Annotated in this window: 21 protein-coding genes; 14 read left to right on the top strand and 7 right to left on the bottom strand. The window is 38.4% G+C overall.

The features are described from left to right. The first annotated feature begins 342 nt into the window (after positions 1–342). The 8 genes from DRW42_RS01770 to DRW42_RS28645 all read left to right on the top strand — a co-directional run bounded on the left by DRW42_RS01770 (position 343) and on the right by DRW42_RS28645 (position 6388). Positions 343–1431 carry a Glu/Leu/Phe/Val family dehydrogenase gene (locus DRW42_RS01770; protein ID WP_113947089.1) on the top strand — a complete coding sequence of 363 codons (1089 nt, stop codon included), beginning with the start codon at positions 343–345 and terminating at the stop codon, positions 1429–1431. Positions 1432–1481: 50 nt separating this feature from the next. After that, positions 1482–2432, top strand: coding sequence for a transcription antitermination factor NusB (gene nusB, locus DRW42_RS01765; RefSeq protein ID WP_113947088.1), 951 nt, complete (start codon positions 1482–1484; stop codon positions 2430–2432). Positions 2433–2434: 2 nt separating this feature from the next. Continuing rightward, positions 2435–2893 carry a DUF1573 domain-containing protein gene (locus tag DRW42_RS01760; protein ID WP_113947087.1) on the top strand — a complete coding sequence of 153 codons (459 nt, stop codon included), beginning with the start codon at positions 2435–2437 and terminating at the stop codon, positions 2891–2893. 61 nt (positions 2894–2954) lie between these two features. Next, the gene (gene yajC / locus DRW42_RS01755) at positions 2955–3278 is read left to right on the top strand and encodes a preprotein translocase subunit YajC (protein WP_113947086.1); all 324 of its coding nucleotides are present in this window, start codon (positions 2955–2957) and stop codon (positions 3276–3278) included. A 120-nt stretch (positions 3279–3398) separates the two neighbouring features. Then, positions 3399–4346 (top strand): CdaR family protein, encoded by a 948-nt coding sequence (locus DRW42_RS01750; RefSeq protein ID WP_244215164.1) that lies wholly within the window; start codon positions 3399–3401, stop codon positions 4344–4346. Then, positions 4346–4963 (top strand): dephospho-CoA kinase, encoded by a 618-nt coding sequence (gene coaE / locus DRW42_RS01745; protein ID WP_113947085.1) that lies wholly within the window; start codon positions 4346–4348, stop codon positions 4961–4963. Before DRW42_RS01750 ends, coaE begins: the two co-directional genes overlap by 1 nt. 43 nt (positions 4964–5006) lie before the next feature. Further along, positions 5007–5948: an exonuclease gene (locus DRW42_RS01740; protein WP_113947084.1), complete on the top strand. Its 942-nt coding sequence runs from the start codon at positions 5007–5009 to the stop codon at positions 5946–5948. Positions 5949–6244: 296 nt separating this feature from the next. After that, positions 6245–6388 carry a C1orf53 family protein gene (locus DRW42_RS28645; RefSeq protein WP_158544251.1) on the top strand — a complete coding sequence of 48 codons (144 nt, stop codon included), beginning with the start codon at positions 6245–6247 and terminating at the stop codon, positions 6386–6388. 87 nt (positions 6389–6475) lie between these two features. Here DRW42_RS28645 and DRW42_RS01735 read toward each other — a convergent pair whose 3' ends face one another. The 5 genes from DRW42_RS01735 to DRW42_RS01715 form a co-directional block, all read right to left on the bottom strand. Further along, positions 6476–7078 (bottom strand): Uma2 family endonuclease, encoded by a 603-nt coding sequence (locus DRW42_RS01735; RefSeq protein WP_113947083.1) that lies wholly within the window; start codon positions 7076–7078, stop codon positions 6476–6478. A gap of 147 nt (positions 7079–7225) precedes the next feature. Then, the gene (locus DRW42_RS01730; RefSeq protein ID WP_113947082.1) at positions 7226–7819 is read right to left on the bottom strand and encodes a Uma2 family endonuclease; all 594 of its coding nucleotides are present in this window, start codon (positions 7817–7819) and stop codon (positions 7226–7228) included. Between the two features lie 176 nt (positions 7820–7995). After that, a complete protein-coding gene (locus DRW42_RS01725) occupies positions 7996–8712 on the bottom strand; it encodes a ZIP family metal transporter (protein ID WP_113947081.1) in 717 nt (238 codons plus the stop codon). Positions 8713–8715: 3 nt separating this feature from the next. After that, entirely contained in the window at positions 8716–9279 is a 564-nt protein-coding gene (locus DRW42_RS01720; RefSeq protein ID WP_113947080.1) for a phosphatase PAP2 family protein, read from the bottom strand. Beyond that, on the bottom strand, positions 9276–10007 hold the full coding sequence (locus DRW42_RS01715) for a class I SAM-dependent methyltransferase (protein ID WP_113947079.1): 732 nt from the start codon (positions 10005–10007) through the stop codon (positions 9276–9278). Before DRW42_RS01715 ends, DRW42_RS01720 begins: the two co-directional genes overlap by 4 nt. A gap of 315 nt (positions 10008–10322) precedes the next feature. Between DRW42_RS01715 and glmM the strand changes: the two genes are divergently transcribed. The 6 genes from glmM to DRW42_RS01680 all read left to right on the top strand — a co-directional run bounded on the left by glmM (position 10323) and on the right by DRW42_RS01680 (position 17777). After that, positions 10323–11708 (top strand): phosphoglucosamine mutase, encoded by a 1386-nt coding sequence (gene glmM / locus DRW42_RS01710; protein ID WP_113947078.1) that lies wholly within the window; start codon positions 10323–10325, stop codon positions 11706–11708. 128 nt (positions 11709–11836) lie between these two features. After that, positions 11837–12985, top strand: a complete 1149-nt coding sequence (locus DRW42_RS01705) for a cysteine desulfurase family protein (RefSeq protein ID WP_113947077.1) — start codon at positions 11837–11839, stop codon at positions 12983–12985. A 939-nt stretch (positions 12986–13924) separates the two neighbouring features. After that, positions 13925–14128, top strand: coding sequence for a hypothetical protein (locus DRW42_RS01695; protein WP_025143865.1), 204 nt, complete (start codon positions 13925–13927; stop codon positions 14126–14128). 74 nt (positions 14129–14202) lie between these two features. Next, the gene (locus DRW42_RS01690) at positions 14203–15102 is read left to right on the top strand and encodes an MBL fold metallo-hydrolase (protein WP_113947075.1); all 900 of its coding nucleotides are present in this window, start codon (positions 14203–14205) and stop codon (positions 15100–15102) included. A 237-nt stretch (positions 15103–15339) separates the two neighbouring features. Then, the gene (locus DRW42_RS01685; RefSeq protein ID WP_113947074.1) at positions 15340–16659 is read left to right on the top strand and encodes a cytochrome ubiquinol oxidase subunit I; all 1320 of its coding nucleotides are present in this window, start codon (positions 15340–15342) and stop codon (positions 16657–16659) included. A gap of 113 nt (positions 16660–16772) precedes the next feature. Then, on the top strand, positions 16773–17777 hold the full coding sequence (locus DRW42_RS01680; RefSeq protein WP_113947073.1) for a cytochrome d ubiquinol oxidase subunit II: 1005 nt from the start codon (positions 16773–16775) through the stop codon (positions 17775–17777). Positions 17778–17930: 153 nt separating this feature from the next. Here DRW42_RS01680 and DRW42_RS01675 read toward each other — a convergent pair whose 3' ends face one another. Next, positions 17931–19478, bottom strand: a complete 1548-nt coding sequence (locus DRW42_RS01675; RefSeq protein WP_113947072.1) for a M20/M25/M40 family metallo-hydrolase — start codon at positions 19476–19478, stop codon at positions 17931–17933. A 276-nt stretch (positions 19479–19754) separates the two neighbouring features. After that, positions 19755–20165: a YciI family protein gene (locus tag DRW42_RS01670; RefSeq protein WP_208643470.1), complete on the bottom strand. Its 411-nt coding sequence runs from the start codon at positions 20163–20165 to the stop codon at positions 19755–19757. Positions 20166–20435 lie beyond the last annotated feature (270 nt).

Below are 20435 nucleotides of genomic sequence, written 5' to 3'. Positions count from 1 at the left end.
GCCAAGGCTTTGAAGCGTATAGCGGGGCTTTCGTAACCCAAATGAACCGAACCCGGCTTTTCCAAATAATACCGACCACTTAAAATAATGCCTTGCTTTGTGCAGGTACGAACCAAACATCTTCATCTTTTCCCAAGCCTTGGTTCGTGTCTCCACGGACCAATATTATTGCCTTGGTTTGTGTCTCCAAAAAACAAAAGTAATTTAGCCAAATAATACTTTTTTGAACAAATAACTTTATTTATTTAATCCCGTTCGAATTAATTTTGTTATAGTTTTGTTAAATACGTGTAATAATGGTTTTTTATTTTAATTTTGCAGCAGGTTAGCCGAACGTTCAATATGCCAGCAAATTCTTCGTCAGATTCATCAATTTTAGATCAATTAAGTGCCTACGGGCATAAAAAGTTGGTTTTTTGCAATGATCCGGATACAGGTTTAAAAGCAATTATTGCTATACACGATACTACTTTAGGCCCCGCTTTGGGTGGAACACGCATGTGGAGCTATGCCACCGAAGGTGAAGCCCTGGAAGATGCCCTGCGTTTATCACGCGGAATGACTTATAAAGCGGCCATTACAGGTTTAAACCTAGGCGGCGGAAAAGGCGTAATCATCGGCGATTCGAGAAAAGATAAAACAGAAACTTTAATGCGCAGCTATGGCAGGTTTATTAAAAACCTGAACGGCGAATTCATTACAGCAGAAGAAATGGGTACCAATACTCGCGATATGGAATATATCCGTATGGAAACCAATTATGTTACTGGTGTTCCCGAGTCAATTGGTGGTGCAGGCAACCCGGCTCCATTTACTGCCCAGGGTGTTTATTTAGGTATTAAAGCCAGTGTTAAAGAAGTTTTTGGTACCGATATGCTTGCCGGCAGAACCATTGTGGTACAGGGTATTGGCAATGTTGGCGAACACCTGGTGGCTTTGTTGAGAAAAGAAAATGCCGAAGTATTGATCAGCGATATCAATCAGGAACAGTTAACCTATGTAGCCAGGAAATATAAGGCAAAACCGATAGAAGCCGATAAAATTTTTACGACCGATGCCGATGTGTATGCCCCATGTGCCATGGGAGCCACGGTAAACAACAAAACCATCGAAAAAATGAAGTTTGCAATTATTGCAGGCTCGGCCAATAACCAGTTAAAAGATGAACTTTTAGATAGCGAATTACTGCTGAAAAAAGGTATTTTATTTGCGCCTGATTACCTGATTAATGCAGGTGGGTTGATTTCATGCTACTCTGAACTGACCGGTTTTGGTAAAAAACGCACGGTACAGCTTACAGAAAATATTTATGATGCTACCCGTAGCGTAATTAAATTAAGCAAAGCTGAAAACATATCCACAAACATTGCCGCAAACCGGATTGCCGAAAAACGGATTGCAGATATTAAAAAAATTAAATCGTCATATTAAATCATAACTATTAAAACAGGTTTTAAAAAACCACACTCGTTCTTACATTCATGTTAAACAGAAGGCACTTAAGAATCAAAGCTTTGCAAAACATTTTTGCATGGCACATGGCAGACAAAAAAGACATTAAAGGTGATTTGAAAACCTTGATGCAAAGTATCGATAGTGTGTACGAAATGTACATCTGGATGCTCTCTTTATTGGTAGAAGTTACCGAATTTACTGCTAACGACGCGGCAGAACGCGCAAACAAATTCATTAAAACAGCAGAGGATATCAATCCGAACATGAAATTGCTACACAATAAGTTTAGCGTTTTATTGCAGCAGAATCCTGAATATGTTTCTGCAATTAAAAAGTATAAGGTAGATTGGGGCTTTGATCCCGAAATCCGCAAAACCGTGTACAATGCTTTAAAAGCATCAAAAGAATATGCCGATTACCTTGCTGATGATAACGAGAGTTTAGAATCATCAAAAGATATCATCAAATATATTTTCCGTAAAATCATTTTAAAAAGCCAGGCCATTATCCAGGTTTTTGAAGAAAAATTTATCAACTGGCAGGTGGATCATGAAGTGATGAAAGGAATGGTTGCCAAAACCCTTAAAAACTTTACTTCTGACGATCCGTTCAAAAATAAACTGACCGAAATCAGTGCCGATTGGGTAGAGGATAGCAAATTTGTACAGGATCTTTTTGTGCACACCTTACAAAACGATGCCAAATACCAGGATATGATTGCCGACAGGACCAAAAATTGGGAATCGGAGCGTATTGCACTTATGGATACGATCCTGATGAAAATGGCGATCTGCGAACTGCTAAACTTCCCGTCTATTCCGGTTAAAGTAACCATTAACGAATATTTAGAGTTATCAAAAGATTACAGTACACCGAAGAGTAATTCATTTATAAACGGTATTTTAGACAAAATTTTAGGCGATCTTAAAAAGAATAATACCATTAAAAAGATTGGCCGCGGATTAATCGAAGATTAAAAATGAAAAAAACATTTATCCTGGCTATCGCTGCACTTTCATTTGCAGCATGCCGTAACGCAAATAACCAAACCTCAGAAACAACATCGGCGGTTTCGGTTGGTAACGATACTTCAAAAACAGCTAAAGTTGCCCCTGCAGATGCACCGGTTATCGTTTTCGAACGCGAAATTTTCGATTTTGGTAAAATAGAACAGGGCGAAAAGGTAAAACACGATTTTAAACTTAAAAATACGGGCAAAACACCGCTTGTAGTATCTAATGCAACCGCAACATGTGGCTGTACTGTTCCACAGGTGCCAGGTTCGCCTATTTTACCAGGTAAAGAAGGAATTATCAGCGTAGTTTTCAATAGCGAAGGCAAAATGGGCATGCAGGATAAAGTGGTAACCATTACTTCAAATGCAAACCCTACAGTTTCTACCGTTCATTTGGTAGGAGAGGTGCTTGCCAAAAAATAATTTAGTTGATTATTGATCATATTAAGGATCATCAGCTATTCATACACAAAAAAAATAAAAAATGACATCAACAGTAATTTTACAGGCAGCAGGCGGATTTGATCCAAGACAATTAATTATGTTTGGAGCAATTGCGCTAGTGTTCTACTTTTTTATGATCCGTCCTCAGCTTAAAAAAGCCAAAGACCATAAAAAATTGATCAGTGAATTGAAAAAAGGCGACAAAATTGTAACTACAGCAGGTATTCACGGTCGTATTGCCGATATGAACGATACAACTTTTTTAATCGAGGTTGAAGGTGGTGTGAAAATCCGTTTCGATAAATCGGCAGTTTCTTTAGATGCAACAAAAGCCACAGTAACCCCGGCGGCAACTAAAGCTTAATCAGAAATAATTAAAATTTGAGCAGTCCTGAAAACTTTCGGGACTGTTTTTGTTTTACTACATTTGGTTAAATGCATTTTTAGATGTTTTTGCTGCTTATATTTAAGATTTTAACGGATTATGCCCTTTATTAGATTAACTAAAATTGAAAAAAGACGTGTATTCAGCTTGTTGGCCTGCCTGCTGCTGGCCATAGCTGCATGGCTTTTTATGGCATTAAATAATAAATATGAATATGTGGCAAAAACGGTACTGGTGTTTAAAAACACACCAACTAAAAGGGCTTTTTATCCGCTACAGTCTGATACAATTGATTTAAGGGTAGAAGGAACTGGCTGGCAATTGTTATTTGCCCGGTTAAGAATTAGTCCCCCATCTGTTACCGTAAATTTAAGTCAGCTAAATACCAAAGATTTTATCGTTTTTTCCGATCAGCTTTATAACATCAATAAACAATTGGAAAGTTCGCAAAAGGTGATTTCGGTTAAACCCGACACGCTTTATTTCGACTTTACCAAACGCATGGTAAAAAGGGTACCTGTAAAACTAATTGATAAATTAAGTTTCGAAAAGCAGTATGGCATTGCCAGCGAAATTATCCTCAATCCAAAATATGTTAAGGTTGCCGGACCAACGGAAGAGCTCGACAAAATAAAGTTCTGGCCAACCGACACCTTAAAACTGGATAAAGTACAAAGCAGCAGTACAACGCGTGTAGCTTTGCAGCACAGCATCCATAAAAATGTGAGCATTTATCCGTCTTCAGTAGAGGTTAAACTACCAGTTGATGAGTTTACCGAGAAAACCATTGAAGTACCTTTAAAAATTATCAATAACAGGAATTATAACAGCATAAAACTCTATCCCAAAAAAGTTAAAGTTACTTTTTTAGTGGCATTGAGTAATTATGATCAGGTTGATGAAAGTTTTATTACAGCCACCATTGATGCAGATGAATGGCTCAATTTAAAGCACCGTCAGTTTACCGTTAAAATAACCGAATTTCCTGATTATTGTAAACTCGTAAGTGTAATGCCTTCAAAAATAGATTTCATAGTAGAAAAATAATGTACAAAGTAGGAATAACGGGTGGTATTGGGAGCGGGAAAAGTACCGTGTGTAAGGTTTTTGAGGTATTGGGAATTCCTGTATTTTATGCCGATACCGCTGCGAAAGAAATAATGACCCAGGATACGTTATTGATTGATGGCGTTAAAACGGCTTTTGGCAATGAAAGTTATTTCGAAGATGGTAAGTTAAACAATAAGCATATCGCAGGCATTGTATTTAATAATGAACAAGCGCTCGCACAACTAAATGCCCTGGTTCATCCCGCCGTTTTTAGGGCTTTTGATGCCTGGGAAGCCACCATTCCTTCAACTGTACCTTATACCCTAAAAGAAGCGGCAATCTTATTCGAAAGCGGCTCCTATAAATTGTGCGATACCACCATTTTGGTTACAGCTCCTTATGAAATTAAATTAAAGCGTTTAATACAACGTGATGGTGTTACTGAAGAACAGATAAAGGCACGTATGGATAAACAGCTTAGCGATGAAGAAAAAGCTAAACTGGCCAATCATTTTATCGCTAATGATGAACATCAATCTATCATTGAGCAGGTTTTGACTTTACATCATCAATTTCTTAAGTCAGCTGCAGCCTATAAAAGCAACCAAGTTTAATTTTCTGAGATCATACAATCCTTAAATCCTACTTATCTTAATCATGATTTTAGAAGATTTTATTACCATTACTCCAACGGGTTTATATTGCGTTTACGGCGATTTTTACCTCGATCCGCAACAACCCGTTAAAGAAGCAGTGGTGTCTCATGCACACGGCGATCACGCCATTGGTGGAAGTGAAAACGTGTATTGTACGGCAGCCACAGCAGCTTTTATGAAACACCGTTACCGCAAATTTGCCGCGGTCGATTTTTTCACCAAAAACTACCACGAAACTTTTAAAATAAAAGAAGTAAGCATTTCTTTTTATCCTGCCGGACATATTTTGGGTTCTGCGCAAGTTTTAATGGAATATAAAAGCGTTAAATATCTTTATACAGGCGACTATAAGATAGAACCTGATGCCACCTGTGAGCCTTTTGAATTTGTAGAGGCCGATGTATTGATCACCGAAAGCACATTTGCCGATCCTGAAACAAAACATCCTTCTCCGGTTGATGAGATCAAAAAACTGAACGAGACCAAGGCCAATATCATGCTTGGCGCTTATGCTTTAGGTAAAAGCCAGCGGATTATCCAGTTGCTGAACGAGCATTGCCCAACGAGGAATATAATGGTGCACTTTAGTATTATGCCATTTGTAAAAATATACGAAGATTATGGTATGAAACTGGGTAATTACAAAATGTACGATCGTAAAGTGATGAAAAACCATCACGAAAACCAGGTTTACATTGTTCCGCCAATGGTTTTCCACAGTTACCATAAAGCAATTAATGTGGTTCGTGCATTTGCCTCTGGCTGGAAAAACCTGCAGCAGCAAAACGGGATTTCACTTTACATTTCCGATCATGCCGATTGGGATGCCATTTTAGAAACTATCGAAAAAGTAAAACCAAAACAGGTATGGACTTTGCATGGTGACGGAAAACAGCTTAAAGATTATTTTAAAGATAAACTGGAGGTTAAAATACTTAATTAGGAAATGATTAATGAATGACTTAAGGATGGAATAACTGAATGAATGATTTAATGAATGAGAGAATGACTAAAGGATGGAATAACCGAATGAATGATTTAATGAATGAGAGAATGACTGAAGGATGGAATAACCGAATAAATGATTTAAGGAATGATTGAGTGGTTAAAGGTAAAATATTCAATCATTCAAAATTCATTCATTCAAAACTTTCTGTATAAGAAATTCTATCATTCAAAATTCAATCAATCAAAATTCACCAATTCACTCATTCAAAATTCATTCATTCAATATTAGCTATGAAAGAAGGCGAAGATTTTTATTTTAACGAAGATGGACTGATGGTTTTTACTGAAGCCTATCATCTAAAGCGGGGATATTGTTGCAAAAATAAGTGTAAACACTGTCCGTGGGGGTATGGAAAAAAGAAGGCAAAGAAATAGTTCATTTGGTAGTAGAGCTTAAAGAAGTCAAGTTTTTTTAAGATTATGTTGTATACAAATGGTGTACAAACTTGACTTCTTTGTAAGTTAGTTTACGCCAAAATGCACACGCTCATAAACATCAGCTAAAGGCATATCAAATCCCATCGAAACCAAAGAAAAAGTATCAGAAATCTCGATGTGTTGATTAAGTGTCCAATTCTTTTCTTCATTAATATAATTAGCCTCTACCAAAACAGCTTCCGAATCAATCATGATGTATTCCTTTAACGACGGAATATCTTTATACAGGGTGAATTTTTTACCCCTATCATAGTTTTTGGTTGAAGGCGAAAGAATTTCGATGATTACTGTTGGATGCAAAATAGTGTTTTCATCCTCGTTTAGGTGCTTAATTTCGTTGCAGTAAATAGAAATGTCAGGATAAGTAAACAGGGTGTTTTCGGGTATATTCATTCTCATATCGTTTCCAAATGGAATGCATTTCGAACCTTTTAATTTGTTGAAAATCACCCCGAAAACATTTGAGAAGATAAGATTGTGGTTAAAACCAGCACCCGACATCGCAAATATCTCTCCTTGATAATATTCGTGCTTTTCTGTTGATTCTTTCTCCATTTCCAGGTATTCCTCAACAGTATAACGTCTTTTTTGATACGCTACAACTGGTTCGTTTACAATGTTTTCCATATTCGAATTTACTGAATTTGTATCTCAGGAAGGAAAAGAATAAACGATTAAACGTTTAAAACGGATAGGGTGCTAACTATTTGTTAAATAGTTTTTTACGGTTTTATTTTTAACAATTGAATGGAAATAAAGCTGCGATCTCCAATTTTAAATAGTAACGTAATAATAAATATCGCTTAAGGCTATATTAAATCCCATTGAAACAAAGGTTAAGGTATCAGAGAGCGTTTTGTGTTGATTAAGCATCCAATTCTTTTCTCCATTAACATAATAAGCCTCAACCAAAACAACTTCCGAATCAATCATGATGTATTCTTTTAGTGATGGAATATCTTTATAGAGGTTAAATTTCTTCCCTTTGTCGTAATTTTTCGTTGAAGGCGAGAGTATTTCTATGATAACAGTTGGTAAAATTGTGGTGTCTTCATCAACATCGCTATGCGTTAAGCCGTTACAATAGATTGAAATATCAGGATAGGTGAATAAAGTATTCTCGGGAATATTCATCCGTTTATCGCTTCCATATGGTCTGCAAGGTTTGCCTTTTAGTTTGTTAACGATTTCTCCAAAAACATTACTGAAAATTTCATTATGATTATCACCAGCACCCGACATCGCAAATATCTCACCCTGATAATATTCGTGCTTTTCTGTTGATTCTTTTTCCATTTCCAGGTATTCTTCAACAGTATAACGTCTTTTTTGGTAGGCTACAACCGGTTCGTTTACAATGTTTTCCATATTCGAATTTAACTCATTTTGGGAAGATGACACGAATTTAAACGATTATAAACGTTTAAAAACGGCTAGAGGAATGATTAATTGTAAATGATTAATCAATTAACTGTTTACCCTTCGACTACGCTCAGGAGGTTAATTGCCAGTTGTAAACTACCAACTGAAAACTACCAACTGAACTAATGCCCGGCGAAGAAACCAATCAATGCCACACCAATTCCCAACAACACCGCGATCATTTTGCGTGTATTGATCTTATGATCAGCACTCGATTCGAATAAAATAGTAGTAGAAATATGTAGGAAAATACCGATTACTATGCCCATAATCTTATTGAAATAAGCATCCAGGCCGCCTATGGTGCCGTTGCTTAGCCCAACGCTTACATAAAAGCCAAGCGGGGCCATTACGGCAAATAAAATAAGGTAAAGTACGATACTGCTTTTCTTGAAATGGTTCTGCATCAGTATACTTGCCAAAGCAAAAGCCGCAGGGATATGGTGTAGCGAAATGCCGAAAATCAATTCGTTGTGCTGCTCTTTTGCCAAAGGCATCCCTTCTAAAAAAGCATGCAGGCATAAACTGATCATAATGCCGAATGGAAAAACATGTCCATCGTGATGTTTATGGATGTGCCCGTGTTCTACACCCTCCGAAAATTGCTCTAAAAAAATCTGCAATAAGAAACCGATCAGGATAAAAACCCCAATCTGCCACTTATCCGGTCCGCTGTAAGCATCAGGGATTAAATGTAGAACCGTAATGGCAAAAAGATAGGCACCACTGAAAGATAAAATCAGTTTTAGCAGCTTAGATTTATCGCTCTTTACCAGAAAAATAGCTGTTCCGCCCAAAAAGGCACAGAAAAAGAGTACGCAGAGTTTCCAGATTTCCATAGGTTAAAAATCAGGTTGTAATTTTTTAAATATTCTCGAACAGATCATCCCGATCGTAATGCCCAATAATGCTCCGGTAGTTACATCAACAGGGTAGTGCACGCCCACATATACCTGTGCAAAACTGATAATAGATGCCCAAAATAGGCCGATTGGTAAAATAGGTTTCCACCTGCTGTAAAAAATGCAAATCAGAAATACAGCTATCGCAAAATGATTGGTGGCATGTGCAGATGGAAAGCTGAGTCCGCTGCCACAGGGCACACGGTGGATAATATCGTTGGCCAAACTCATATCGTTGCAGGGCCTTACCCTCGATACCCATGGTTTTATCACCCTCGAGGCAATTAAATCGCCCATGGCAAAAGTGAAAAGTACCATGCCAATAATATAGTAGCCCTGCTTTTTATACTGCTTAATGCAAAATACTATGATAAAAAGATAAAGCGGCGACCAAAAGAAACGGTTGCGCATTAAAGGCATTAACCAATCAAAAAAGCTGTTTGAAAGTCCTCGGTGGATTTTCAGGAACAATTCTATATCAAATTGCTGTATGCTTTCTATCATGCTTTTTTACAGATTAAAATTAAGCGATCAGAAGTAGAGTGGTCAAAATCATCTAAGCTATAGTTTCCAAAGGTTTTTTCAATACGCATCCCTGCTTTGGTTAGCATCCGTTCAAAATCTTCTGAACTAAACGCCTGTACCCGTTCTTCAAAATTATATACCTTATGGTTGTCTTCAAAATTTATCTTTTTGATGATTTTTCCATCCACAACGTTTTTGGTAATGTTGAAGGTGATACCATCAAGCGATTTGGTTTCGCATGAATTTAAATTGCGGATTATTTTTTCAGTGTTAAAATAATCCAGCACCAATATCCCGTTGGCTGTTAAACACTTCCTGAAAGTTTTAAGTGCATTTACATGTTCTTTCTCTGTATCAAAATAACCGAAACTGGTAAAAAGGTTTAAGGCCACATCAAAATAGTTGATGTAAAACAACCTGCGCATATCGTGCACCAGAAAATGCAGTTTGTTGTTTTCAAACTGTTTGGCGTATTTAATGCTCTGCTCAGAAAGGTCAATTCCGGTAACATCAAAGCCTTTTTTGTTCAGATAGATCGAATGACGACCTTTTCCACAGGCAATATCCAACATTTTGGCATCGGCTTCCGGATGGAGGAATTGGGTGAGTTTATCAATAAAAAACTCGGCTTCAGCATCATTTCGTTGTTGATATAGAATATGATAATATGGCGAATTAAACCAATATTGAAACCACTTGCGCTGCATATAAAAGCCGTTTGTATCTTAAAAAGATGCAAATATAAGGTTTTAGAATCGCTAGTGAAGTTAGAATATGTTTTTATGCAATAATGTTGCAAGAATATTATGTTTCGGGTTTTTATCATGTTGAAAATGAACATCAAAAATTAAAATAATTTTGTCGCTAAAACACACGTTTGATTTTAATCACCCGGCTAATTTCTACCAGAACCATCGTGTTTATAGATATAAAAACAATGTAAATTTGCTTGGCAAAACCTTGTTAAATAGCATCTGTCTTGTTTTTTTTGTTATTTTTGGGCCTCAAATAAATTATACAAGGTGACTTTAATAAAATCGATTTCAGGAATACGCGGAACCATAGGCGGAAGGGCTGGCGACGGCTTAACGCCATTTGATATTGTGAAATTTACAGCGGCCTTTGGTAGCTGGGTAGTACAAAAAACCGGCAATAAACGCATTGTTTTAGGTCGAGATGCCCGTATTTCGGGCGAAATGGTGAATAACCTGGTGATCGGAACTTTACAAGGTTTGGGTATTGAAGTAATCGATTTAGGTTTATCAACCACGCCAACTGTAGAAGTTGCCGTACCGGATGAAAATGCAGGTGGTGGTATTATTTTAACAGCCAGCCATAATCCAAAACAATGGAATGCCCTGAAATTACTAAATGCAAGCGGCGAATTTATCAGCGATACAGATGGTAAAGAAGTATTAGATCTTGCCGAAAGTGCTGATTTTGATTTCGCTGATGTAGATAAATTAGGAAAAGTAATCAAAAACGATACTTACCTTCAAAAACACATTGATAAAGTTTTGGCATTGCCCTTGGTAGATGTTGAAGCCATTAAAAAGGCCGATTTTAAGGTCGTAATCGATTGTGTAAATTCAACAGGAGGCATTTTTATCCCTGCTTTATTAAAAGCCTTAGGCGTTAGCAAAGTAGTTGAACTATATTGCACACCAGATGGACATTTTCCACATAACCCGGAACCACTACCGGAAAATTTAACCGAAATTTCTAAAGAAGTTCAGAAACAAAATGCCGATTTGGGTATTGTAGTTGATCCGGATGTAGATCGTTTATGTTTTGTAAACGAAGATGGAAGCATGTTCGGCGAAGAATATACTTTGGTTGCCGTTGCCGATTATGTATTGAAAAATACCCCGGGAAATACTGTTTCTAACCTTTCATCAACCCGTGCTTTACGCGATGTAACCGAGAAAGCTGGATCTGAATACAATGCTTCGGCTGTTGGTGAGGTAAACGTGGTAAACAAAATGAAAGCTACCAACGCGATTATTGGTGGTGAAGGAAACGGTGGTATTATTTACCCTGAATCGCACTATGGAAGGGATGCTTTAGTAGGTATTGCTTTATTCTTAACACATTTAGCTAAATTTGGCAAATCAATCTCTGTTTTAAGGGCAAGTTATCCTCAATACCACATTTCTAAAAACAAAATTACCTTAACGCCAGAAATGGATATTGATAATTTGTTGAAACAGGTAGAAGAGAAATACAAAAACCAGCCATACAGTACTATTGATGGTTTGAAAATAGAATTTGATAAAACCTGGGTACATTTGCGTCGTTCGAACACCGAACCGATCATCAGGATTTACAGTGAAGCCGAAAATGAAACCATTGCCGAAAGTTTGGCAAATAAGATCATTTCCGACATTAAAGAAATATTACACCTTTAATTCCTTTAGAATTAAGGAATAAAATACCGGTTAGGATTTTAATAAACCAGAATCCTGACCATTTTAAAACAAAAGATGTTGAAGAAGCAAAACATCTTTGCAACACTAACTTTTAAATATTCGTAGAAATGAAAAGGGTCTATTTAGATAATGCGGCCACAACGCCTTTAGATGCGGCAGTAATTGCGGAAATGACAAATGTGATGGAAAACTATTTCGGTAATCCATCTGCCATTCATGCGCTTGGCCGCGAGGTGCGTACGCTTGTAGAAAAAGCCCGTAAAACCGTTTCTGGTTTGTTAAACGCATCGCCTTCCGAAATATTTTTTACTTCGGGTGGTACCGAGGCTGATAATACGGCCATACGTTGTGGCATTGCTGCCTATGGGATAAAACATGCCATTACCTCTAAAATTGAGCACCATGCTGTAGAGCATACGCTAAATACCATGCTTAAAAATGGCGAAATTGATAAACTGAGTTTTGTTAATATTGATGAAAAAGGTAATGTTGACTACAATCACTTAGAAGAACTCCTTCAAAACAACGAACGCACTTTTGTATCGTTAATGCATGCAAATAATGAGTTGGGTACCTTAACTGATATGGTTAAAGTTGGCGATATCTGCGAAAAATATAATGCCATTTACCATGCCGATACGGTGCAAACCATGGGGCATTACCCGCATAATGTAAGAGAACTTAAAGCACATTTTATTGTTTGTGCGGCACATAAACTCCACGGACCAAAAGGTGTTGGATTTTTATATGTAAACAGCAATATCAAAATCCCACCAATGATTTATGGTGGCGCACAAGAGCGTAACATGCGTGGTGGTACTGAAAACGTGTATGGCATTGTTGGTTTGGCCAAAGCTTTAGAAATAGCTTATGCAGAAATGGCAGAACACCAGGCGCATATTCAGGGCTTAAAAGATTATTTAAGAGAACAGCTAATTGCAGAAATCCCGGGTATAGGCTTTAACGGCGAAACAGATGCCGATAAAAGTTTGTACACGGTACTCAATGTTTCTTTTCCTGAAATGGATATGGCCGATATGTTATTGTTTAACCTGGATATCAATGGTATCTGTGCTTCGGGTGGTAGTGCCTGTTCATCCGGCTCAAATATCGGTTCGCATGTGTTAAACGGCATCAATGCCGATCCCAACCGCCCGTCGGTACGTTTTTCGTTTAGTAAATATACCACTAAAGAAGATTTGGATTATGTAATAGAAAAAGTTAAAATGGTAGTGAAGCAGAATGCTTTAGCATAAAATATCATTAACCAAATAGGAGAGTCCCGGTGCAGATCGGGACTTTTTTTATGGGCAAAATAATTCAATAATGTTTTTTTGGAAAGCAGGTTTAGCTTGCCATTTTAATGTTAGCCCTGCTTTTCGCTCATACGCCCGCAGGCCTTAAGCGCCTGGCCGGTATCCGCTTTAATCAGGTTTAATTACAGCTTTATTGCTGCTATTTGCGGTTTAATGACATGATGCAAAGTGGGATTTTTAGGCATTTTGCAGCCCCAAATAGGATTACCGGCCGTGCCATCTAAACCCGATCGGAACGAACACGAGTGCAACGAAGTTAAGTGCAAAGCGAGATTGCATTTACCTAAATGCATCTGCAACTGATTTCCAAAAAAAACACACTTTTCAAGTTTTAACACATAATAACCAAACAGCTAAAAATTAACTTGCAAAACCCAATAATTAACCTTATATTTAATTAAACGTAAGGCAGTCCATGCCATTTTACCTGTTGTTCCAGAACGAAACCTTATCAAAATCCCCATGGTATAAGGTTAAGCAAATTTTAAAATAGCTTTTTATTATTATTAAAATTGTTAACCCTGAAAGCCTGTCAGGTTTTCAATAATTTATATCATCATGGAAACGAACCACAACACTCAAAATCTGGAAAACGCTAAACTGGAAGAAAAATTGAATGAAGAAAGGAAACACATCTACAAGTTTATCTTCAATCCTTTTTCTTTCGAATCATCGAACCATTTTAATAAAATCCACAAAAGGAGGTTTCATTCTTTTGGATGTATACATGAGTTAGGAAAATTGCCCGGGGCGATGTTGTAATAGATATTTATGCCTGTCGCAACTTCCGATGTTTGGATCAAATCCCATTCTCAAAACAACTATTAAAAACAATCTTATTTTTCGCTTGTTCCTATAGTACATCAATTTACAATTACTATGGAAACGAATAAAGAAAAAGGTAAAGTTGTTGAGAACGATTTACTGGATAAAACCGCCGAAGATATTAAAGAGGATAGAACACTTGATGAAAACAAATCATCTAAAGTAACTACTAATCTGTTTAACAAAGATAAAGACCGTAAGAACAATAGCTTTGGTCCGGGGCACGAGCCAGGCACCACACCGGGTTCCGGTATATAATTTTGTTTATTTACGATCAAAATCATTAAATTTAAACCACAGCATTTGCTGTGGTTTTTTTAGCTTAATCCAAAATGGAAAGAAGAAATTTTATCAAAAATTCGGCATTGGCCATGGCCCTGCTTTCGATTTATAAAACAGATGTTTTTGCACAACATGAATTGTTCCGTGCCTATAATTTTAAACCGCTTCGTAATGATGTGGGTATATTTATTGAGCAGGGAGGAACCATTGGCTGGTTAAATTCGAGCAATGGTTTTGTGGTGGTAGATGCACAATTCCCGACAACGGCACCACACGTGATTGAAGAATTAAAAAAATTGGGCGAAAAACCTTTCAAATACCTGATCAATACACACCACCACGGCGATCATACCGCAGGAAATATATCGTTTAAAGGATTGGCAGAAAAAGTTGTTGCGCATCAAAATTCGTTGGTTAATCAGAAAAAAGGTGCAGAAAAGGCAAATAACTTAGATAAACAGTTACTACCCGATACTACTTTCGGCACAAAATGGAGCGCAAAAGTTGGCAACGAAAATATCAAAGCTTATTATTATGGTTCTGGCCATACCAATGGCGATGCCGTTTATCATTTCGAACATGCAAATATTGTACATGTTGGTGATCTGGTTTTCAACCGTAAATTTCCATACATTGATAGAGAGAATGGTGCACACATTGGCAACTGGATTACTGCTTTAGATAAAATCCAGAACCAGTTTGATAATGATACGTTGTTTATATGGGGGCATAGCCTCGATCCGGAAAAAGTAACCGGAAACAAAGCCGATGTTAAAGCTTACCAAAATTATCTTCAAAACCTGCTAACTTTTGTGGGTGGCGAAATTAAAGCTGGCAAAAGCAAAGAAGATATCCTGAAAGCAACCACTATCCCCAATGCACCCGAATGGCAGGGTGAAGGCATCCAGAGGAGTTTAACCGCTGCTTATGATGAGTTGAAGGGGGCTTAATTCTCATATTCAAAAATAAAAGTCGTCATCTCGACCGAAATAAAATGGAGAGATCTAACTCGAGATAGATCTCTCGGCTACGTTGCACTTCGCTCGAGATGACGGTGGTTGTAGGGTCCAAATCTTTTTTCAATTTATAAACGTTCTATATTTAAAATAATCCTTTCAACTTCATTGAATTACCATAGGCTTTAGTGTTTAACCACTATATTTGTTACAATTCAAAATCTACAGCCCATGGATGATTTTATAGCAGCCCGTTCGCAAATGGCCTTATCATTAGGCTTTCACATTATTTTTTCCTGTATTGGTATGGTAATGCCTTTCTTTATGGCCGTATCGCATTATAAATGGCTTAAAACGAACGATGAGGTTTATAAAAACCTGACCAAGGCCTGGAGTAAAGGGGTGGCGATATTCTTTGCCACAGGTGCGGTATCGGGCACCATGCTGTCGTTCGAGCTGGGACTACTCTGGCCAAAATTTATGGACCATGCCGGACCGATCTTCGGAATGCCCTTTTCGCTTGAAGGAACTGCCTTTTTTATCGAAGCAATAGCCCTGGGCTTTTTCCTTTACGGCTGGAATAAACTGAATAAATGGTTCCATTGGTTTACCGGTATGGTAGTAGGGGTAAGCGGACTGGCTTCGGGCATACTGGTGGTTGCTGCCAATGCCTGGATGAACAGTCCGGCGGGTTTTGATTTTGTAAACGGTAAATACCTTAATATCGACCCCATACAGGCCATGTTTAATAGAGCATGGTTCAGTCAGGCTTTGCACATGTGCCTGGCTGCATTTACCGCAACAGGCTTTGCTGTGGCAGGCGTACATGCTTTAATGATTTTGAGAAACAGAAATGCTGCATTCCATTTAAAAGCTTTTAAAATAGCGGCTGTATTTGCCTGCATTGCTGCTTTGTTACAGCCATTAAGTGGCGATATATCTGCAAAAGACGTTGCCAAACGCCAGCCTGCAAAACTGGCGGCAATGGAAGCATTATATCAAACCGAAAAACCTGCACCGTTATTGATTGGTGGTATTGTAAACGAGAAAGATAAAACGGTAAAAGGAGCAATTAAAATCCCTGGCGCATTAAGTTTTCTGGCGCATGGCGATTTTAAAGCCGAAGTTAAGGGACTTGATCAGATTCCTGAAAACGAACATCCTCCGGTTGCGGTAACCCATTATGCTTTTCAGATCATGGTGGGGATAGGTACACTATTACTTTTAGTATCATTAACCTATTTTTTCATCTTATTTAAAAAGAAACCTTTAACCGAAAAGCGCTGGTTATTGAAACTGTTTGTTTTTGCTATTCCCCTTGGTTATATCGCTTTAGAAGCCGGATGGGTAGTTACGGAGGTTGGCCGGCAGCCCTGGATTATTTATGGCATTATGCGCACAAAAGATGCGGTTACCCCGATGCCTGGTATAGCTTATTCATTTTATATTTTCTCGGCGATTTATGTGTCGCTGAGCATTATCGTAACATTTTTACTTTACCGGCAGATTAAAATGGTACCTGTACTTTATAACAAACCTGAAACGAAGTAATTAATTAACCACAGATAAAAAGGATGAACACGGATAAAAATTTTGATGCATGTAGGTTAACTGCTTTAAAATCTGTGTTTATCTGTTTAAATCTGTGGCAAAAAAAATAAATTATGAAAGATGTTGTAATTACATTTTTATGTATGGCCATCCTGCTCTACTTTTTATTGGGCGGAGCCGATTTTGGTGCCGGTATTATCGAACTGTTTACTTCAACAAAAAACAGGAGTAAAACCCGTAAAACCATGTACCAGGCCATTGGTCCGGTTTGGGAAGCCAACCACATGTGGCTCATTATTGCGATTGTGATCCTTTTTGTAGGCTTTCCTTTTATTTATACCACGATGTCGGTTTACCTGCATATTCCATTGGCCATTATGCTTATCGGGATTATAGCCCGTGGTACAGCCTTTGTATTCCGCCATTATGATGCCGTAAAGGATGATATGCAGTGGCTTTATAACCGCATTTTCAGGTATTCGAGCTTCGTTACCGCTTTATTTCTGGGTATTATAGCCGGAAGCCTGATTTCAGGGCATATCGATCCACTGGCGACAGATTTTTATACGGCATATATTTCGGGCTGGTTAAACTGGTTTTCTGTTGCTGTAGGCTTCTTTACGGTTGCACTTTGTGGTTTCCTTGCGGCCATCTATCTTATCGGCGAAACAAATGAATACCATGATAAACGCCGTTTTATTAAAAAGGCGGAATTTATGAATGTAGCTGCGGTAGTTTTTGGTGCGATGGTATTTATTGCCGCACAACGCGATAAAATTCCGTTGATTGATTGGGTGTTTAAAAGCACAGTTGGTTTATCAGCCATTATACTGGCCAGTTTATCTCTTGTTTTGTTATGGTACCTGTTGATTAAAGGCAAAACCAAGGTATTACGCATTTTAGCAGGCTTTCAGGTAACGATGATCCTGTTGGCGATTAGTTATGCCCACTTTCCTAATTTTATCCGTTTAAAAAGCGGAAATGCAGTATCGTTATTGGAAACCGCCGGACCAGAGAAAACCATTTATAGTTTGGGCCTAGCGCTTTTGTTGGGGAGTGTGCTGATATTGCCTTTTTTAGGGTACTTGTTTTATAAGTTTCAGAAGAAAGAGGAGTAACGCCGCTTATTGTCATGCTGAGGTACGAAGCATCTGTTTCATCGGTTGCAGATGCTTCGTGCCTCAGCATGACAGCATATTCAAGGTTGCTGCAACAAAAAAAGAGCACCTGTTTCCAAATGCTCTTTTTTTTAAACAATTCAAAATTCTTACCTACAAACCACCTTTTCTGTTCGATTTCGTCTGAACCGGCCATGTAGCTGGCTTGCCAGTACGCTCATTAACCGGTAAATCGGTTGCTTTTTCGGTCGAAGTTTTTTCAGGATCTTCGGATGCCATATAAACCATAATGGCCGCTAAAATCACATTGCTTCTAATTTCGTCGAAAACCAGTTTATCGTAACTGTCGCGGTTGGTGTGCCAGGTATAAGTGCCGTAATCCCAGCTGGTAGAACTTAACGAATAACCCAATGCTCCTGCGGCTACAAAAGAGGCAAAATCTGATCCACCTGCGCCTGGTGTTCCCGGGAAACTGGTTTTGATCTGGTTTTTAATCGTATCAGGTACTGCGGCCAGCCAACGGGTGATGTAGTCTTTTGATTTAGCAAAACCCTGTCCGCCAATGTTAACCACGCGACCTGTTCCGTTATCCTGGTTAAATAAAGCCTGTAGATTGTTCACAATTTCCGGGTGGTCTTCTACAAATGCCCTCGAACCGTTTAAACCCTGTTCTTCGCTTCCCCAGTGACCAACCAAAATGGTGCGTTTCGGGTTAGGATAGATTTTCTTTAAAATGCGCATGGCTTCCATCATTAAAATGGTTCCCGATCCGTTATCGGTAGCGCCACTTGCGCCATCCCACGAATCGAAATGCGCCGAAAGCATTACGTATTCATTTGGTTTTTGTGTTCCTTTAATCTCTGCAAGAGTATTAAAAGTAGGTACAGCTCCTAATTTCTTCGAATCTGCCTCGATTTTTAACTTAGGTTTATCACCATTTAATGCCAAACGGTAAACCAGGCCATAATCTTCAACGGATAGGTCTAAAGTTGGTACTTTTGTGGTATTTGCACCAAAAATCTTATCTACACCAAAGCCTTGCGACCAGTTATTGATTACTACAGCCACCGCACCTGCATTTTCTAAAGCGACAGGGAGTGTTTTGGCGGTTAAACCGGTTTTGGCCAGGCTGGCTGCCCAAGCTTTTGCAGCTTCGGCTTTTTCTTTTTTAAACTTTTCGAAAAGATCTTTCGTAGCAAATTCTTCCCAGTTTTTTTCTGGTCGGCCAGAAAGCTGGTTCATCGAAATGAGTACAATTTTACCTTTTACATTGGGTAACCATTTCTGAAAGGAAACCGAATCAGTAATTGCCGGAAGGATGATCGCTTCTGCATTAATGGCTTTACCATTGGTTGATGGGCTCCAGGCCAGTTGAGTACCTTCTAAGGTGCGTACCCGGGGACTTACCAAATCGATATGGGTAATGCCACGTTCCCAGCCAGCCCACTCGCCCCATTTTTCGTTTTTGGCAGAAATGCCCCAGTCGCTGTATTTTTTTACTGCCCAATCGTTAGCCTGTTTCATTTGTGGCGAGCCAACCAAACGCGGACCAACAACATCAAGCAATTCGTGTGCAAGTTTCTCTAATTGAGAGTTTTCGTTCACTTCTTTAACAATATTGTCGATTACTTTTCGGTCTTGCGCAAAAACGCTGGTCGAAGCACACAGAAATAGTGCAGAAAATAGTAGTTTTTTATTCATAATTAGTTAGGGTTGTTTATTTGATGCGCTAATTTATGAAATGGGGAGTAGGATTGAGCGATGTTAATGGAAATGTTGCATTACATGAAATCAATGAATTAGAGGTGGATTAACGCGTATGCGCCAAAAAAATGCCGTCATTTCGAGCGGAGTGAAGCGGAGCCGAGAAATCTGTCTCGAGATAGATCTCTCCATTCCACTGCGTTCCAGTCGAGATGACGACCACTTTTTTGACTCTATCAATGGTAGCGGATCCGATAACTTTGTGGAAGATTTCTAGAAACTACTCTTCTGTATCTTATCATGAAATGGCAGATACTCCGAAAGTGCAGCAGATCCATACCAGTTGTACAACTCTGGTTCTAACAATTTGGCTTTAATCGCCGGGTCGCTCTCCAATAACTGTTTGGCTTCTTCGATCGATTTCGTATTTAAAATGAAAATACCACGATAATTTTTATCGTTTTTACCCAGCGGGCCGGCAACTACGAGTTTTTGCATTTCTACCATTTTACCCATGTTTGCCATGTGGCCGGCAAATAAACTATCTGTTTTTGCTTTGGTTTCTGTAGTATTCGATCCTGATTTGAGGATTACGAGCACGTACATTTTCATTCCATAATTATCAGCTCCCAGTTTTTTAGCCAAAGCCTTCATAAGGTACTTTAGGTTTTTTCTCCTGGGCATTAACACAAATTATTGCGATAATGAGAGAGGTGAATAATAATAGCTTTTTCATCTGATTTGTAGTTTGGTTAAACTAAAAATAAGAAAAATTGTGGTGCTTTTCCTCGCCGCCAGAACGGCTCTTTCTTTTTTCTTGATAAAAAAGAAACAAAACCGAGCATTTCTGCGAGCTCATGAATGCCTTTAAAACTATAAACAGCAGATGAATAAATCAAGGCTTGCGAAGCTTTGTTGCAAATCCTAAATAAATCTTTAGGCGTAATCCTAAGC

The organism is Pedobacter miscanthi, assembly GCF_003315595.1.
Classification (GTDB): Bacteria; Bacteroidota; Bacteroidia; order Sphingobacteriales; family Sphingobacteriaceae; genus Pedobacter; species Pedobacter miscanthi.
The sequence above is the reverse complement of the archived record's forward strand: the minus strand, read 5'-3'. Positions and strand labels throughout refer to the sequence as shown.